This window comes from Mesorhizobium erdmanii, assembly GCF_013170725.1.
In the GTDB taxonomy this organism is placed as follows: Bacteria; Pseudomonadota; Alphaproteobacteria; order Rhizobiales; family Rhizobiaceae; genus Mesorhizobium; species Mesorhizobium erdmanii.
In genome coordinates this window covers 5,555,163-5,569,683 of the sequence record NZ_CP033361.1, presented here as the reverse complement: position 1 = coordinate 5,569,683, position 14,521 = coordinate 5,555,163, and the positions used below count along the sequence as shown (strand labels likewise).

General features: G+C 61.3%; 13 protein-coding genes. 10 read left to right on the top strand and 3 right to left on the bottom strand.

The annotated features are described in order from the left end of the window. The first annotated feature begins 69 nt into the window (after nucleotides 1-69). Nucleotides 70-396, top strand: a complete 327-nt coding sequence (locus tag EB233_RS26995) for an NIPSNAP family protein (RefSeq protein ID WP_064988734.1) — start codon at nucleotides 70-72, stop codon at nucleotides 394-396. Between the two features lie 9 nt (nucleotides 397-405). Next, nucleotides 406-1,608 (top strand): mandelate racemase/muconate lactonizing enzyme family protein, encoded by a 1,203-nt coding sequence (locus EB233_RS26990; RefSeq protein ID WP_064987788.1) that lies wholly within the window; start codon nucleotides 406-408, stop codon nucleotides 1,606-1,608. 16 nt (nucleotides 1,609-1,624) lie between these two features. Here EB233_RS26990 and EB233_RS26985 read toward each other — a convergent pair whose 3' ends face one another. Together EB233_RS26985 and EB233_RS26980 are read right to left on the bottom strand one after the other, a co-directional pair. Next, a complete protein-coding gene (locus EB233_RS26985) occupies nucleotides 1,625-2,518 on the bottom strand; it encodes an NAD-dependent epimerase/dehydratase family protein (protein ID WP_064987789.1) in 894 nt (297 codons plus the stop codon). 59 nt (nucleotides 2,519-2,577) lie between these two features. Continuing rightward, nucleotides 2,578-3,735, bottom strand: coding sequence for a mandelate racemase/muconate lactonizing enzyme family protein (locus tag EB233_RS26980; protein WP_064987790.1), 1,158 nt, complete (start codon nucleotides 3,733-3,735; stop codon nucleotides 2,578-2,580). A gap of 357 nt (nucleotides 3,736-4,092) precedes the next feature. Here EB233_RS26980 and EB233_RS26975 point away from each other — a divergent pair, with 357 nt between their 5' ends. After that, entirely contained in the window at nucleotides 4,093-5,013 is a 921-nt protein-coding gene (locus tag EB233_RS26975; protein ID WP_064987791.1) for an aldo/keto reductase, read from the top strand. A gap of 72 nt (nucleotides 5,014-5,085) precedes the next feature. Here the strand turns inward: EB233_RS26975 and EB233_RS26970 are convergent, their stop codons facing one another. Next, complete coding sequence (locus EB233_RS26970) at nucleotides 5,086-5,781, bottom strand: FadR/GntR family transcriptional regulator (protein WP_244277568.1); 696 nt, start codon at nucleotides 5,779-5,781, stop codon at nucleotides 5,086-5,088. Nucleotides 5,782-6,144: 363 nt separating this feature from the next. On the opposite strand from EB233_RS26970, the gene EB233_RS26965 reads away from it, so the two are divergent. The 7 genes from EB233_RS26965 to EB233_RS26935 all read left to right on the top strand — a co-directional run bounded on the left by EB233_RS26965 (nucleotide 6,145) and on the right by EB233_RS26935 (nucleotide 14,378). After that, nucleotides 6,145-7,425: an ABC transporter substrate-binding protein gene (locus EB233_RS26965; RefSeq protein ID WP_155765279.1), complete on the top strand. Its 1,281-nt coding sequence runs from the start codon at nucleotides 6,145-6,147 to the stop codon at nucleotides 7,423-7,425. Nucleotides 7,426-7,427: 2 nt separating this feature from the next. Beyond that, nucleotides 7,428-8,351: a carbohydrate ABC transporter permease gene (locus EB233_RS26960; RefSeq protein ID WP_244277609.1), complete on the top strand. Its 924-nt coding sequence runs from the start codon at nucleotides 7,428-7,430 to the stop codon at nucleotides 8,349-8,351. Beyond that, nucleotides 8,348-9,226: a carbohydrate ABC transporter permease gene (locus tag EB233_RS26955; RefSeq protein WP_081293908.1), complete on the top strand. Its 879-nt coding sequence runs from the start codon at nucleotides 8,348-8,350 to the stop codon at nucleotides 9,224-9,226. Before EB233_RS26960 ends, EB233_RS26955 begins: the two co-directional genes overlap by 4 nt. A 106-nt stretch (nucleotides 9,227-9,332) precedes the next feature. Next, nucleotides 9,333-10,088: an RraA family protein gene (locus EB233_RS26950; protein ID WP_064987794.1), complete on the top strand. Its 756-nt coding sequence runs from the start codon at nucleotides 9,333-9,335 to the stop codon at nucleotides 10,086-10,088. 25 nt (nucleotides 10,089-10,113) lie between these two features. Beyond that, the gene (locus EB233_RS26945) at nucleotides 10,114-11,169 is read left to right on the top strand and encodes an ABC transporter ATP-binding protein (protein WP_064987795.1); all 1,056 of its coding nucleotides are present in this window, start codon (nucleotides 10,114-10,116) and stop codon (nucleotides 11,167-11,169) included. 352 nt (nucleotides 11,170-11,521) lie between these two features. Continuing rightward, nucleotides 11,522-14,071 carry a caspase family protein gene (locus EB233_RS26940; RefSeq protein WP_064987796.1) on the top strand — a complete coding sequence of 850 codons (2,550 nt, stop codon included), beginning with the start codon at nucleotides 11,522-11,524 and terminating at the stop codon, nucleotides 14,069-14,071. Between the two features lie 28 nt (nucleotides 14,072-14,099). Next, nucleotides 14,100-14,378: a hypothetical protein gene (locus EB233_RS26935; protein ID WP_244277569.1), complete on the top strand. Its 279-nt coding sequence runs from the start codon at nucleotides 14,100-14,102 to the stop codon at nucleotides 14,376-14,378. The last annotated feature ends 143 nt before the right edge of the window (nucleotides 14,379-14,521 follow it).

The following is a 14,521-nucleotide window of genomic DNA, read 5'->3' as shown; positions in this document are numbered from 1 at the left end:
AGGGCCAACGACCGACCATTCGTGCCGACCTGTCCCAAGGCAGAGGCAAGGAAAGAAACGGACGAAACCATGATCTACGAACTGCGTATCTACGACTGCCTGCCGGGCAGGCTGCCAGCTCTGCTCAAGCGCTTTTCCGAGCAAACGCTGGCCATCTGGGAGAGGCATGGCATCCGCCAGGCCGGGTTTTTCACCACGGCGATCGGCGAAAACAACAATCGCCTCACCTATTTCCTCGCCTGGGAATCGCTGGCCGAGCGTGAGGCGAAATGGACGGCTTTCGTCACGGATCCGGCATGGCACAAGGCCCGGGACGAGTCTGAACGCGATGGGCAGATCGTTGCCAATATCAGCAGCCAACTGCTCACGCCGACAGCTTTCTCGTCTGTGAAATAGGACTGGGCCATGAAGATCACCGACCTGCGCTGCGCCGTTATCGGCAAGCATCCGATCGTTCGCGTCGTCACCGATGAGGGCCTCTATGGCCTGGGTGAAGTCGAGTATACCAAAAGCTATCTCAAGCCCTTTGTACTGCATTTCCGCGAGGCGCTGATCGGCGAGGATCCGACCGACGTCGAGCGGGTGATGCTTAAGATCCGGCAGCGTGGTTCGTTCAAGCCCTATGGCGCCGCGGTGAGTGCTATCGAGCATGCGCTGTGGGACATTGCCGGCAAGGCGGCGGGCGTGCCGGCCTATAAGCTGCTCGGCGGCAAGGTGCGTGACAAGGTGCGCGTCTACAATGGCTCGATCCGCCGGAAGCGCTCGGGCGATCGGCCGGAGGATTATGCCACTGATGTCAAATGGATGATGGAACAGCCGCAGAACTTCTTCATGGTCAAGCAGGGAATCTCATTCCACTCCAACATGAAGGACAGCATCGAGGGCTTCCATTACGGCGTGACGCAGAAGAAGGCCGGCTATCACGGTGCCATGGACCAGGGCGTGATCAGCGAGCGTGGTTTCAATCACATGCTAGACTGCGTTATCGCGATGAAGGAAGTGCTGGGCGACAAGGTCAGCCTGGCACTTGACTGCGGCCCGGGCTGGATGCTGCCGGACGCGATCAAGTTCGCTCGCGCGGTCGAGAAGTACAATTTGATGTGGCTTGAGGATATGCTGACCGGCGACTATGTGCCGTGGGTCAATCCGCAGGCCTATCGGGAGTTGACGACCTCTACCTCGACGCCGATTCATACTGGCGAGCAGATCTATCTCAGGCATAACTTCAAGGAGCTGATCGAGACGCAGGCGGTGCGCGTCATCGGTCCGGACCCGGCCGATATCGGCGGCATCGCCGAGCTCAAATGGGTCGCCGAGCACGCCTACATGCACTCGATCCTGATGGCGCCGCACGGCACCGCGAACGGCCTGCTCGGTCTCGGCGCGCTGATCAATGTATGCGCCACCTTGCCCGCCAACTACATCGCCTTCGAATATCCGAGCGCCTCGGACCCGTGGTGGGAGGATCTGGTGATCGGCTTGCCATCACAGATCGTGAAGGACAGCATGGTTGACCTGCTGGAAGCGCCGGGGCTGGGTCTCGATATCGACGCAGAAGCGGCCGGCAAATATCTCGGGGAAGAGGATGCGGGCTTCTTCGATCGCTGAAGTTCCCGTCGGGGCGTCAACTGGATCGTTGTGTGCGCCAGTCATACTCTTGCCGGAAGCCAAGGACATCGCGCAGCTTGCGGTTTGAGATCGGTCCTTCGAACGTATCCATGGCGCGTGTGACTGGTATGTTGGGTACGTACTTGCCCAGAAACTCCGCCGTCGGCAACTCAGCCACGATGTTGTCGTTGACGGCGTTGAATATCTGGAACCCCAAGCCATCCTTCTCGAGGCACCGATCGACGATCTGGCCGAGATCGCGAGCGTCCATATAGGTCCAGGCGTCGCGCCGCCGTTTCGAGGGATCGGCCAGGAATTCCGGGAAGCGGGCATAGTCATGCGGTTCGACGACGCCGCCGATCCGCAGCGCATAGATGTCGGCTCCGGTGCGGGAGGCGAAAGACCGCGCGATCTTCTCGCCGAGCACCTTGGAAAGACCGTAACTGTCGGTCGGGTCGACGTCGTAGTCCTCCTCCACCGGAAACGACGTGAAATCGCGGACACCTTCGGCAAAGCACACGCCATAGACCGTTTCGCTGGAAGCGGTAATGATCTTGCGTATGCCGAGCTTGGTGGCGGCTTCGATCACATTGTAGGTCGACTGCACGTTGGCGGCGAACATGGCGTTGTCCGGCCGCAGGAATATTCGCGGGAGCGCCGCGAAATGGACGACGGCGTCGATTGGGCCGCGGCCCTTGCCGCCGAAATATTCTTTGAATCCGAAATGCAGCGTCAGCGCATTGTAGGTCTCGCCGGCGTCCGCAAGGTTGGTGATGACGGTGTCGACATCAGGCACATCGAGCGGTGTCAGGTCGAGGTTGAGGACCTGATGCCCGTGTTTCAGCAAATAGGGTATGACATGGCGGCCGATCTTGCCACTGCCGCCGGTGAAGACGATCCGCTTGCCCATGGTTTCCTCCCAACGGCCTTGATCGAGCGGTAAATCCCGCTGGCCAAGCCGGTCATCCGTTATTCAAAGATGCCGTAGCCGGGAACTGCGTGTTTGCGCACACCGTCCATGTCGAGCTCGACGCCGATGCCGGGCACGTCAGGCACGACAATGTGGCCGTCTTCGACGATCGACCTGGCGCCATTCGGCAGACGGACATAGCTGTCCCACGCTTCCCGCTCCTCGAGCGCGTGCCACTCCAGCACCAGGAAGTTCGGAACGCTTGCGCAGACATGACATGTCGCCATCGTGCCCAGCGGCGTCGACACCAGATGCGGCGCGAACGGCACGTAATACATCTCGGCGAGATTCGCGATCTTGCGGCTTTCAGCCAAGCCGCCGCATTTCGGTACGTCGGGCATGATGACGTCGGCGCCGTAATTCTGGAACAGTTCTCGGAAGCCCCAGCGCAGATAGAGATTTTCACCGACGCAGATCGGCGTCTTGGTCCGCATACGGACCTGCTTAAGGGCTTCGACGTTTTCCGCCGGGATCGGCTCCTCAAGCCAGAGAAGGTTGAAGCGTTCCATCTCTGCGGCGATGCGGCTGGCGCTGAGCACATCATAGCGTGCGTGCAGGTCAATGCAGAGATCGATGTCAGGGCCGACCGCCTCGCGCACTGCCGCGACGCGCTCGATCATGAACCGCAGCTCGGCGCCATTGATGGTGTGGTTCACCGCGTCGAACTTCGCCGGATGGTGCAGATTGTCGATGTCGAATTTAAGCGCCGTGAAGCCTTCCGCCGCCATGCGACGCGCACGCGACGCACAGCCCTCAGGCGATCCCGATGCCTCATCGCCATCGCCACAATCGGCATAGAGCCTTATGCGGTCGCGGAACTTGCCGCCGAACATGCGATAGAGCGGCTGGCCGGCGGCTTTCGCGGCCACATCCCACAAAGCCATTTCGAGCCCGGTCAAGGCGATGAGAAAGATGCCGGCCTGGGCGCCGGAAAACACATGGTCACGGCGGATCTTGTCCCAGCAATATTCAACATTGCGCGGATCCTGGCCGATAAGTTCCGACTTCAATTCCGAGATCAGTCCGACGATCGCCGCCGCGCCGGCATCGGGGTTGGCTTCGCCGTAGCCGGAGATGCCGGCATCGGTATCGATACGGATCAGGGTCGCCTTGCCGTGATAGGCGACCACCGCCGTCTTGATGTCCACGATCTTCATCGAATCCTCCTCCCCGTGATGGCGCCGCGCTTACAACCGCAGAGTTTCGGCCAAGAGCAAACTTGTCTAATAAGCATACAAGATGAAATGCTGGGGCGTAAACCCCCTTTGAAGGATTTCGCCGTAACGAGCGCCTAAAACCACTATCCAATTGCATAATTTAAGAAATTAGTGAACCGCGGTCGAAGATCGCAAATCGGAGAAACCCACTTGTTAGACGAGTATATAAGCGTATAAATTGAATGTCAGCTGGGCGACAGCCCATGTATACCGCCAGTGAGGAGGAGCAGGATGCAACAGCGACAGCTAGGATCGTCGACGGTCGCGGTATCGGAGATCGGCCTGGGGACTTGGGGTATGTCCGGCGCGTTTTGGGGCGCGGCCGACGACGAGGAATCGATCAGGGTTATCAGGCGCGCCCTGGAGCTCGGCATTACGTTGATCGACACGGCCGAGGCCTATGGCCATGGCCATGCCGAGGAGGTCGTCGGCAAGGCGCTGGCCGGCCGCCGCGACAAGGCTGTTATCGCGACCAAGGTCGCACCCAATCATCTAGAACCCGCCGCGATCGAGGCGGCGCTCGATGGTTCCTTGAAGCGCATGCAGACGGATTATGTCGACGTCTACTTCGTCCACTGGCCGAACTCGGATTTTCCGATCGGCCCGACCATGGAGATGATGGAGCGGCTGCGCTCGTCAGGGCGTATTAAGGCGGTCGGCGTTTCAAATTTCAGCACCGCCGACATGGACAGCGCGCGCCAGCATGGCGTCATCGATGTGCTCCAGCCGCCGTACAACATGCTGTGGCGCGAGGTGGAGGCCGAGACGCTGCCCTATTGCCGCAAGCATAATATCGGCGTGATGCCTTATAGCGGTCTCGCCCAGGGTCTGCTTACCGGCCTGCTGTCGCCGGACACCAAATTCGTCGAAGGCGATGAGCGCCGCACCACCGTTCTGTTCCAGCCGGGTACCTACGAGCGCGCGGTGAACGCCGTCGACGCTCTCAAGCCGATTGCGGCGCGCTACGGCAAGACGGTTCCGCAGCTTGCGATCCAGTGGCTGATCAGCAGGTCGGGCGTGAGTTCGCCGCTGGTCGGCGCGCGGACTGTCAAGGAGTTGGAGGAAAATGTCGGGAGCGCCGGCTGGGCGATTTCCGACGCGGACGTCGCCGCCATCGACAAGATCACCGCACCGGTCTGGTCGGAAATCAAGGACAAGGGCGACATGTTCGGTTTTCGCGCGCGTCAGCGCCAGGAGCAGCAGGCAAAGAGCGCCTGATATCGGCCCGTGTCCTCCCGACGCGCCGTAGCGCGGCCAGCGCAAATGCTGGCCGCGCCGTCCGGGTGTGCTTCACCGAGGCAAGCCGACCGCGGTGGTTTTCTTGAGATGCCGGCGCATCGCTTCTTCCGCTCGCTTTTCATCGCGCGCCACGAGCGCCTCGTAGATCGCCCTGTGCATTTCGGTTGCAGAGGGGAGCGCATGAGGCATCTGGTTGCTGATCCGCCTGCTCGCCATCTGCCACCACCTCGAGGAATACATGAAACGGTCGAGAATCCTGTTCTGGGCCGCCCGGCAGATCTCCATGTGGAAATCCAGGTCGAGCTTCAGATAGGCGTCCGCATTATTCTCGCTGGCCGACATCGCTGCGAGCAGGGTGCCAAGACGTTCGAGGTTTTCCTTGGTCATGTGCTTGGCCGCGATCGCGGCGATGGCCGGTTCGATGATTATCCGCGTCGCGTGCGCTTCCGCCAAGATCTCGCGGCTCTGCTCGGGCGGCAGCCAGTCGATGAGCAATGGGCTGAGATAGTCCCACTCTTCGGCCGGACGCACCACAACGCGCCGTCCCTGCGCGATCTCGATCATATCGAGCGACGCCAGAATCTTCAGCGCCTCCCGCGCCACCGCGCGCGAAACCCCAAACTCCTGAAGGATTTGCTGTTCCGACGGTCCTTGGCCGCCGCTGATGCCGCTGCTGGCGATCCGACGCGCGAGGACGCCGGCCACCTGCTTAGGCAAAGTTTGAAGCTTGACCTCCATGGCATCCATCATTAACATCCACTTGTCTGATAAGCTTATAGGCTGATAGCTAGATATGCAGTCAACTTATTTCATGAGAATGCTCACTAGCCTATAACGCGGCCTGCGGGAAGGGAGGATTGAACGGTGGAGGTCTCCAGCGGCATCCCCCTTCCGTCGTCCGAGATCAGGACCGATGCGCCTACGCATAAAGCGCCAGGCGAGTTGGAGCACAGATGTCCAATAGCCCGGCGAGCTCGCAAGCGTCGTTCGGGAAGTATCCAGGCATTCTCGCGGCAGGAGGAGCAAGCCGCCGTGGATCTGCCGGAAAGGCTGAAAGTCGTCGGCCAACCCCTGGTTCGCTCGACCAATCAAACCAAGGAGGAGATTGTGATGTTCGGAAACCTATCGAGACGCAAATTCTTGGCCGCGAGTGCGGCAGTCACGGCCGGTTCGCTCGCTGCGCCGTGGATCGCCAGGGCCGCCGCGAACGAGATCACCGCGCTGCTGATCACCGGTGGCCCGCTCTATCCCAAATACTGGGAAAAGATCGTTCAGGATTTCACCGCCAAGACCGGTATCAAGGTTCGTTACGACTTGCTGGAATTCACCCCGCTGACGGCGAAGGTGGTCACGCTGAGCGCGGCGCGATCGAGCCAATACGACGTCTACAGCACCCACACAGCGCAGATCGATTCCTACTTCAACCATTTTGCGCCGCTGAACAGCTATTTCAGCGACTCCGAACTCGCCGAATTCTATCCGGTAGCGGTCAAGTACCTGCGCGATCCCAAGACCGGAAATCTGGCGGCCATTCCGCGCAACATGGATTCGCGAGTCCAGTACTATCGCAGCGACATCTACCAGGAAAAAGGCCTGAAGCCGGCCGAGACCTGGGAGCAACTCGTCGATGTCGGATTGAAGCTGACCGGCAATGGCCATTATGGGCTGGTCGTGCCGGGGCAAGGCGACCCCGCGCAACGCACCTTCAGCGATCTGCTCTGGCAGGCCGGCGGCGATTGGGTGGACCAGGCAAACAAGCCGGCTTTCAATTCCGAAGCCGGCATCAAGGCCCTGACATTCTATCGTGATCTCATCCAGAAGCACAAAATCGTGCCACCCGACGCGGTCGGCTATCAGTGGAACGAGAATTCGACCGAATTCTCGTCCGGCACGGTCTATGCCAATTTCGATTGGCCGGGTGCCTTCGCCACCCTGTCCAATCCGGAGACCTCGCGCGTCGTCGGCAAATGGTCGACCGCGCCCTACATCAGGGATAAGGCCGCGATTTCGTGCGCCATCTCCCATGCCATGGCGCTTAACGGGCAATCCGGACGCAAGGACGCCGCCGTCGAGTTCATCAAATATACCGTCGGTCCGGAGGCGCAGCGGCTCCAGTTCGATCAGTTCACCAACTTCCCCAGCAGCCAGGCGATCGCCAAGGAAGTGATATCGGCGGCAAAGGGCCCGCAGGCCGTGTGGCTGCAGCAACTCGAGACGACGATAGCCAATGGCAAGGAATGGCCGAAGCTGGCCGGCTTCTCGAAAGTCTGCACGCTGATGTTTTCGGCCATCGAACAGGCCCTGACCGACCAGGTCTCACCCGCGGACTCGCTCAATCAGGCGGCGACCGAGGCCGAGGAGATCATGCGCCGGGCCGGAGCTTACGATTGACGATGCCGCCAGTCGCGCAGCACCAGATGTCGGGGCATCGGCGACGTTCGCCGCTGCCCTACACCTGGCAGAGAGGATACCTGCTGGCCAGCCCGGCGCTTCTGGTCATGCTGGCGATACTGATCTATCCGCTCGGATACTCTTTCATCATGAGCTTCTTCCGCTGGGATCTGAGCGGCTCGGCACCGTTCATCGGTACGGGAAACTACACCGACGAACTCTTCGGTCGCCAGTTCAACCAGGCACTGCGAAATCAGATCATATTCAGCGTTGTTTCCATCACCATCGAAGTGGTGGCCGGAATGGCGATCGCCGTACTCGTCAACGGTAAATTGCGCGGCATGCGATTGGCGCGCACCTTGCTCTTGGTGCCGCCGATGATCGCGCCCGCCGTCGTGGGCCTGAATTTCCGTTGGCTGTTCAACACCCAGTACGGCCTGGTCGACGCGCTGCTTCGAATGTTCAACCTGCCCGACATTCCATGGCTCAACCACCCGACCTGGGCGCTTGTTTCGGTGATCGTTGCCGATGTCTGGCAGAACACACCGCTGATGGTGCTGCTGTTTCTTGCCGGCCTGCAATCCTTGCCTCAGGAGCCGCTCGAAGCCGCTACGGTGGACGGCGCCACGCCATGGCAACGCTTCTGGCACATCGTGCTGCCGTTGATGCGACCGGTCATCATGATCGCGCTGATGTTGCGCATCATCGACACATTCCGGACCTTCGACGTCGTCTGGCTGATGACGCAAGGCGGGCCAGGCGGCGCCACCAATCTGCTTACCGTCTACTCCTACCTGCTGGCGTTTCAGGCGGTGGATTTCGGACATGCGGCGGCGGTCTCCTACATCGCGCTCGGGATGTCGCTGTTCGTGCTCGGGCTCCTCTACGGAATACCGTGGCTGATTGCGAAACGGAGAGCGATATGAGCGAAGCCGCAACCGTCACCGCACGCCCCAGGCCAAAGCGCCGGCGCCGCCGGTTCACGACGGGGACCGCCGGCCAGTACCTGGCGCTCGCACTGACCGTCGCCCTCACTATCTTTCCGCTGGTGTGGCTGTTCCTGACCTCGATCCGGAGTTCGGCCGACATCTTCTCAGTGCCGGTGCACATCATCCCCGAGACCGCGACCCTGACCCAATACGTCTCCGTTTTCACGGAGTACGACACGATGGGTTATGTCTGGAACACCGTGATCGTTTCGGTAGCTACGGTCATCCTCGTCCATCTGCTGGCCATTCCTTGCGCCTATGCGTTGTCGCGCTTCAGGATGCCTGGCGCCATGCTGATCTTCGGGCTGCTTTTGATCATGCGGATGATCCCGGTCATCGCGCTCGCCATCCCGCTCTTCGCCGTGTTTGCCGCCATGGGCTTACTCGACACGATCTGGGCGCTGATCCTGAGCCATACCGCGGCCAAACTGCCGGTGGCCATCTGGCTGCTCTTGGGCTTCATCCAGGATGTGCCGAAGGAGATCGAAGAGGCGGCCCAATCGGACGGTGCCGGCACGATGCGCACGCTGGTCCAGATCGTGGCGCCGCTGATTGCGCCTGGCATCGGCGCGAGCGCGGTCATCACCTTCCTTTTCACCTGGAACGATCTGCTGCTCGCCTTGACTCTGACCTCGAGCAAGGCCGCGCAGACGTTGCCGGTCGGGCTCACCAACTTCGTCTCGCAGTTCGGCATTGACTGGGGCGCCATGTCGGCTGCCGGCGTCCTGATGGTCATTCCGACCCTGGTGTTTGTCTGGTTTGCCCAGGGCCTGCTGGTCAAGGGTCTGACCACCGGCGCGGTTCGCGGCTGAATGGCGGGCATGCGCCACAAACGCCCGATGGCATCGACGACGATTCGATCGGCGACTGAGTCACGGCCGGTGAGGTTGGTATCTCACCGCGCAATGGAGGAACGGCATGGAAGCTGACCAGATACCGGCAATATCGGACATTTCGCGGCCGCCGAGAGAATTGGTCGACGCGCTAGCAGCGATCGGCTCGGCGACCTTGGCCAGCGAACTCTATCACAAGATGGGCATTCGTGACCCGCAAATACGCGGCCCGCGTCCGCTAAGGTCTGGCCGCACTGCGGCGGGGCCTGCTCTCACGCTCCAATGCATGCCGAAGCGCGAGGATCTCTACAACGAAACCGAATATCAGGAGCCGGAGCGGCAGTTGCACCGTCATGTGCTCTATCCCACGCAGCCGGGTGACATGGTGGTGGTCGATGCGCGAGGCGATCTGGGCAGCGGCATCTTCGGTGAGATGATGCTGACCTATTTCGCCGGCCGTGGCGGGGCCGGGGTGGTCGTCGATGGCTGCATCCGCGATTCTGCCCAGGCCGCGGCCTTGGACATCGGCATCTGGGTGAGGGACGTCACGCCGAATTTCCACGCCCAGACCAACATCGTGCCGTTCGCCGTCAACGTGCCTATCGCCTGCTCGAACGTGCTGGTCATTCCTGGCGACATCATTGTCGGCGACGACGACGGTGTGGTCGTCGTGCCGGTCGCCCTGGCGCCAAAATTGGTCGAGCTCGCCGGCGAGCACATTGAATGGGAAGAATTTTCGCGCTCGCGCCTGGCGCAAGGCGGAGACCTGCGAAAATACTACCCGCTGAGTCCCGAGGGCGAGGCCGAATACCGCGCATGGCGGCATGCTCAACAAAAATGAGTGGTGCCGAACGGGAGGAAACCAGATGTCTGCAATCGAGATAGAGCAGCTCGGCAAGAGCTTCGGCGCCGTGGAAGTTCTGCGCGACGTGAACATCGAAATCGCCAGCGGCGAATTCGTGGTGCTGGTCGGTCCGTCAGGCTGCGGCAAGTCAACGCTGCTGCGCATGATCGCCGGGCTGGAAGAACAGACGACCGGCGAGATCCGCATCGGCGGGCGCGTCGTCGACGAGATGCCGGCCAAGTCGCGCGACATTGCCATGGTCTTCCAGAGCTACGCGCTCTATCCGCATATGAGCGTCGCCGACAATATGAGCTTTGCGCTTCGGTTGGCGAAGGTTCCAAGGGAGGAGATCGTCTCGAGAGTGAAGGCGGCGGCCGAAATCCTCGGCCTGCAGGATCTATTGGGGCGGATGCCGCGGCAGCTGTCCGGTGGCCAGCGCCAGCGGGTCGCCATGGGCAGGGCCATCGTGCGCGCTCCCTCCGCCTTCCTGTTCGACGAGCCGCTCAGCAACCTCGACGCCAAGCTGCGCGTGAAGATGCGCGCCGAGATCAAGAAGCTTCACCAGCGGCTGGGGCGCACCAGCATCTACGTTACGCATGACCAGACCGAAGCGATGACGCTCGCCGATCGCATCGTGGTGTTAAACAAGGGCCGCATCGAACAGATCGGCACGCCTTCCGAGCTTTACGAGAACCCGGCCAATCTGTTCGTCGCGAGCTTTATCGGCTCGCCGGAAATGAACCTGATCAAGGGCCGCATCGACAACGGTGCGTTCACTGCGGCGGGAGGTCTGCATCTGCCCTTGCCCAAGGACATGGAACTGCGCGCTGGGGAAGACGTGATTTACGGAGTTCGTCCTCAGCACCTGGCGATCGGCGGCCAGCATGCCAAGGCAACGGTTCAGGTGGTGGAGCCGACAGGAGAGGCTCAGGAGTTGACCTTAAGGACAGGTGGCATCGAACTCGTGGCCGAAGTTCGGGATCAGCCGCCATTCAAACCTGATCAAGAGGTTGGACTAGGGATAATGGTTTCAAGAGTGCATCTGTTCGACGCGCTAAGTGGCATCAGGATAAATTAGGGCTCGTTCCAGGCACAGGACTACCGGAGTTGTATGGCAGTGGCCGACGGGCTCTCCTGCCGGTTGTTTGTTTCCAAGCCATAGACAGGCGTCTCCGACGCACCCGCGCTGGATTGGAACCTGGCGGATGCATCGGATCCAGACAGCCACCCCGGGACAGGTCGACACTCATTGCGGATGGTTCGGCTCTGAGGTAGTTTACACATCGGGATGAGGAAGGTGCCTGCGGCCGGGGCGGTTTTTCAGTCTTTTTCTGTTGCTGTTTCGGCGGATTGTGAGTTCTTCAACAGACCTTGATACCGCAATCTGGGGAGCTTGTGGTCGTCAGGTCGCGGCGGTTGAGGCGGTTGCCATGCTCCGACTTTGCGGATTGATCGCGGTTTTCCTCGTGGCCGCCTTCACGACCTTCGATGCGTCGGCCGATCGAAGGGTCGCCCTGGTGATCGGCAATTCCGAGTACCGGGAGATTCCCGTTCTCAAGAATCCCGACAAGGATGCCGAGGACGTGTCGAAGACGTTTCGGCTGGCCGGGTTCGAGGTATTCGTTGCCAAGGATCTCACCAAGCTGCAGTTCGAGGAGCAATTCCGCAACTATCTGGCGGCGGCGGACGGTGCCGATCTGTCCGTCGTCTACTATTCCGGCCATGGCTTTCAGATCGGCGGCGAGAATTTCCTGATCCCCGTGGATGCCTCGCTGAAGAATGCCGCGGACATAGAGGTGCAGGCGGTCAAGCTGGACGATGTCCTTCAGCAATTGCGCGCGAAATCGAAGATCCAGGTGATCATCCTCGATGCCTGTCGCAACAATCCCTTTCCGCGCAAGGATTATTGGTTGAGGGACCAACTGATCACGGCGGGCAACACCGGCCTCGCGCAGGTCAAAAGCTCGCTGAACACGCTGATTGCCTTTGCCACCGAGCCAGGGGCGGTCGCCTACGACGGGGCGGGAGACCTCAGCCCGTTTTCATCCGCATTCTCTCGTCGGGCGCTGGCGCCGAACCAGGAGATACGCACGGTCATGGCCGCGGTGCGCCGCGATGTGGTCGAGGCCACCGAAGGCAAGCAGGTTCCCTGGGAAAACTCCTCACTCATCGACGAAGTTGTCCTGATGCGCCGCGCCAACCGGCCCTCGTTGCCGCCGGTTCTTGAGAAGGTCGTGCCGTCAGGTGTGGGGCCGGTTGCCCTCGACTTGCCGGAACCGGTCGATGTCGATGGCGGATCGATCACCGTCAGCATCGAAAGGCCGCCGGCACTTGGGCGCCTGCTGCTGGACGGCAAGGCCGTGGCGGTTGGCGAACAGATCGACGGCAAGGACCTGCCGCGCCTGAAGATGGATGTGCCCAAGGGCGTCGCTGCGGCCGAAGAGGTCGACATGCTGGCCTACGCCACACATGACAATTGGGGCGGCGAAGCCCAGGGCATCATGGTGTTCCGTGTCAAGAACGGCGAGGGCGCCCAGGGCGAGCAGATTGTCGCCTCGCTCGAGACCGAACAGAAACAGCAGGTGCTGGAGAGGGGCATCCATATCACCGGCGCCGCCGAGGCGATCGAAGACCGCGAGATCAGCGTTCCGGTCGGGGTCGGCCCGGTTCCACTCAAGCTGGATTTCCCGACCAGGGACCCCGCGGTCAGCCTGAAACTCGCGAGCTATCCGGCAACGGGAACACTGTCTCTGCCGGATCGTGCCTTGTCGCCGGAATCGAGCCTGATGGCGGATGAGGTCGACCAACTGCGCTACGAACCCCAGATCGGTGCGGCCGCGCCGGTCGAGGTCGGCTTCGAGATCCGGGCCGACAGCAATTCGTCCAAGCCCGCCACCATGAAGCTGTCACCAAGCGTCGATCCCTGCGATCAGGCAGCCGGCGAGCCTCTCGACCTGCAAGGCGTAGTCCCCGGCCTGCTGCCGAATGAAATCGGCGCTGAAGCCGTGAAGGCCTGCGAGGCGGCGGTCACTGCCTATCCCGATGTCGCCCGCTTCCGCTACGAACTGGGCCGGGCGCTGCTTGCCGCCGGCAAGATCGAGGAAGCAAAAAAAGCCATCCAGGCGGCAGCCGACAAGGGCCACGTCCGCGCCGTGTTCGAACTCGGCTACCTAAACGCGACAGGAACGGGAATGGCTGTCGACCGCAAGCGGGGCAATGGCTTCTATGCGGCGGCGTCCGACAAGGGCGATCCCTATGGGATGACGTCGTGGGGGCGTGCCTTGTTCAACGGCTATGGCGTCGAGCGCGACACCGGCAAAGGGCTTGACCTCCTGCTCAAGGCGGCGGCTATGGGCCATACCTACGCCATGAACGATCTCGCCGCGATCTTCACGGAAGGCCGCAATGGCGTGCCCGCCGATCCGGCCCGAGCCGTGGCCTTTCTGAAGGCAGGCGTCGAGCGGCAGGACATGTACTCAATGAACCTGCTCGGCCGCAACTATCTGGCCGGCGTGGGTATCGAGAAAGATCCTCGGCAGGCTCAAGCGCTTTTCCAGAAGGCCATGGATCTCGGCCAGCCTTACGCTCCGGCTAGCCTCGCCCGCATGTATCGCGACGGTGTCGGCATGGGACAAAACCTCGATGAAGCGCAAAGACTGTTCGAGCTGGCCACCGCACGCGGCGATCAGTCCGCCGCATATGATCGCGCGGCTCTGGAAATGCAGAAGGGCGACAAGGCCGACCAGGCGATAGCGGCGCGGTTCCTGGCGTTCGCGGTTGCTCTCGATTTTCGCAACGAGTTGCCGGGCGCCGAGGCGACGCTGACAAAATTCGGAGTGAAGGCGAAAACGGCGGCGCTGAAGCAGTTGCGCGGCGAACTCAAGTCGAAGATCGCGGCGAACGGCTCGCTCGACGACCAACTGGTCAAGACGGCCAGGGCGGTCTGGGAGCAAGCCAATCCCCGTCGGGACTTGTTTTGATCACAAGGAGGCAACAGTGGGCAGGGCAGTGAAGCAGGCATTGATTGCAACAGTTCTATCCGGTGGCCTGGCGGCGCTGACGGGTTGCATATCCGTCGCACCCAAGCCCGAACCGATGGTGACGACGACGAAGCACAAGGCGAAGCTCGTTCGCACGACGTCCACGCCAAAGATCGACCAGCAGAAGAAGGTCACCGCCAAGAAGGTAATCAAGCCGGTTGAGGAAACCACTGTACCTCCGCTCGTCGTTCCCACAATGGGAGGAGGCGGGAACGGCGGAAGCAGCGGCGGCGGCTGGGGAGGTTGACCAGGCATCGAGGGCAGGCGGTAGTGACGATCGTGTCTTCCTCGTAGTGGCACCGACTTCCGTATGTCTCATGCCGTGAGACTAAAGACCGATATGTGAACGTCCCACGATGGGGGTACGCGTCAGGTTTTCTGTGTTTCAAG

Excerpts from the sequence above, each read along its gene's own strand:
- EB233_RS26940 (WP_064987796.1), top strand. The coding sequence starts at position 11,522 with ATGCTCCGACTTTGCGGATTGATCGCGGTTTTCCTCGTGGCCGCCTTC.
- EB233_RS26970 (WP_244277568.1), bottom strand. The coding sequence starts at position 5,781 with ATGGATGCCATGGAGGTCAAGCTTCAAACTTTGCCTAAGCAGGTGGCC.
- EB233_RS26975 (WP_064987791.1), top strand. The coding sequence starts at position 4,093 with ATGTCCGGCGCGTTTTGGGGCGCGGCCGACGACGAGGAATCGATCAGG.
- EB233_RS26965 (WP_155765279.1), top strand. The coding sequence starts at position 6,145 with ATGTTCGGAAACCTATCGAGACGCAAATTCTTGGCCGCGAGTGCGGCA.
- EB233_RS26985 (WP_064987789.1), bottom strand. The coding sequence starts at position 2,518 with ATGGGCAAGCGGATCGTCTTCACCGGCGGCAGTGGCAAGATCGGCCGC.
- EB233_RS26980 (WP_064987790.1), bottom strand. The coding sequence starts at position 3,735 with ATGAAGATCGTGGACATCAAGACGGCGGTGGTCGCCTATCACGGCAAG.
- EB233_RS26945 (WP_064987795.1), top strand. The coding sequence starts at position 10,114 with ATGTCTGCAATCGAGATAGAGCAGCTCGGCAAGAGCTTCGGCGCCGTG.
- EB233_RS26950 (WP_064987794.1), top strand. The coding sequence starts at position 9,333 with ATGGAAGCTGACCAGATACCGGCAATATCGGACATTTCGCGGCCGCCG.
- EB233_RS26995 (WP_064988734.1), top strand. The coding sequence starts at position 70 with ATGATCTACGAACTGCGTATCTACGACTGCCTGCCGGGCAGGCTGCCA.
- EB233_RS26955 (WP_081293908.1), top strand. The coding sequence starts at position 8,348 with ATGAGCGAAGCCGCAACCGTCACCGCACGCCCCAGGCCAAAGCGCCGG.
- EB233_RS26990 (WP_064987788.1), top strand. The coding sequence starts at position 406 with ATGAAGATCACCGACCTGCGCTGCGCCGTTATCGGCAAGCATCCGATC.
- EB233_RS26960 (WP_244277609.1), top strand. The coding sequence starts at position 7,428 with ATGCCGCCAGTCGCGCAGCACCAGATGTCGGGGCATCGGCGACGTTCG.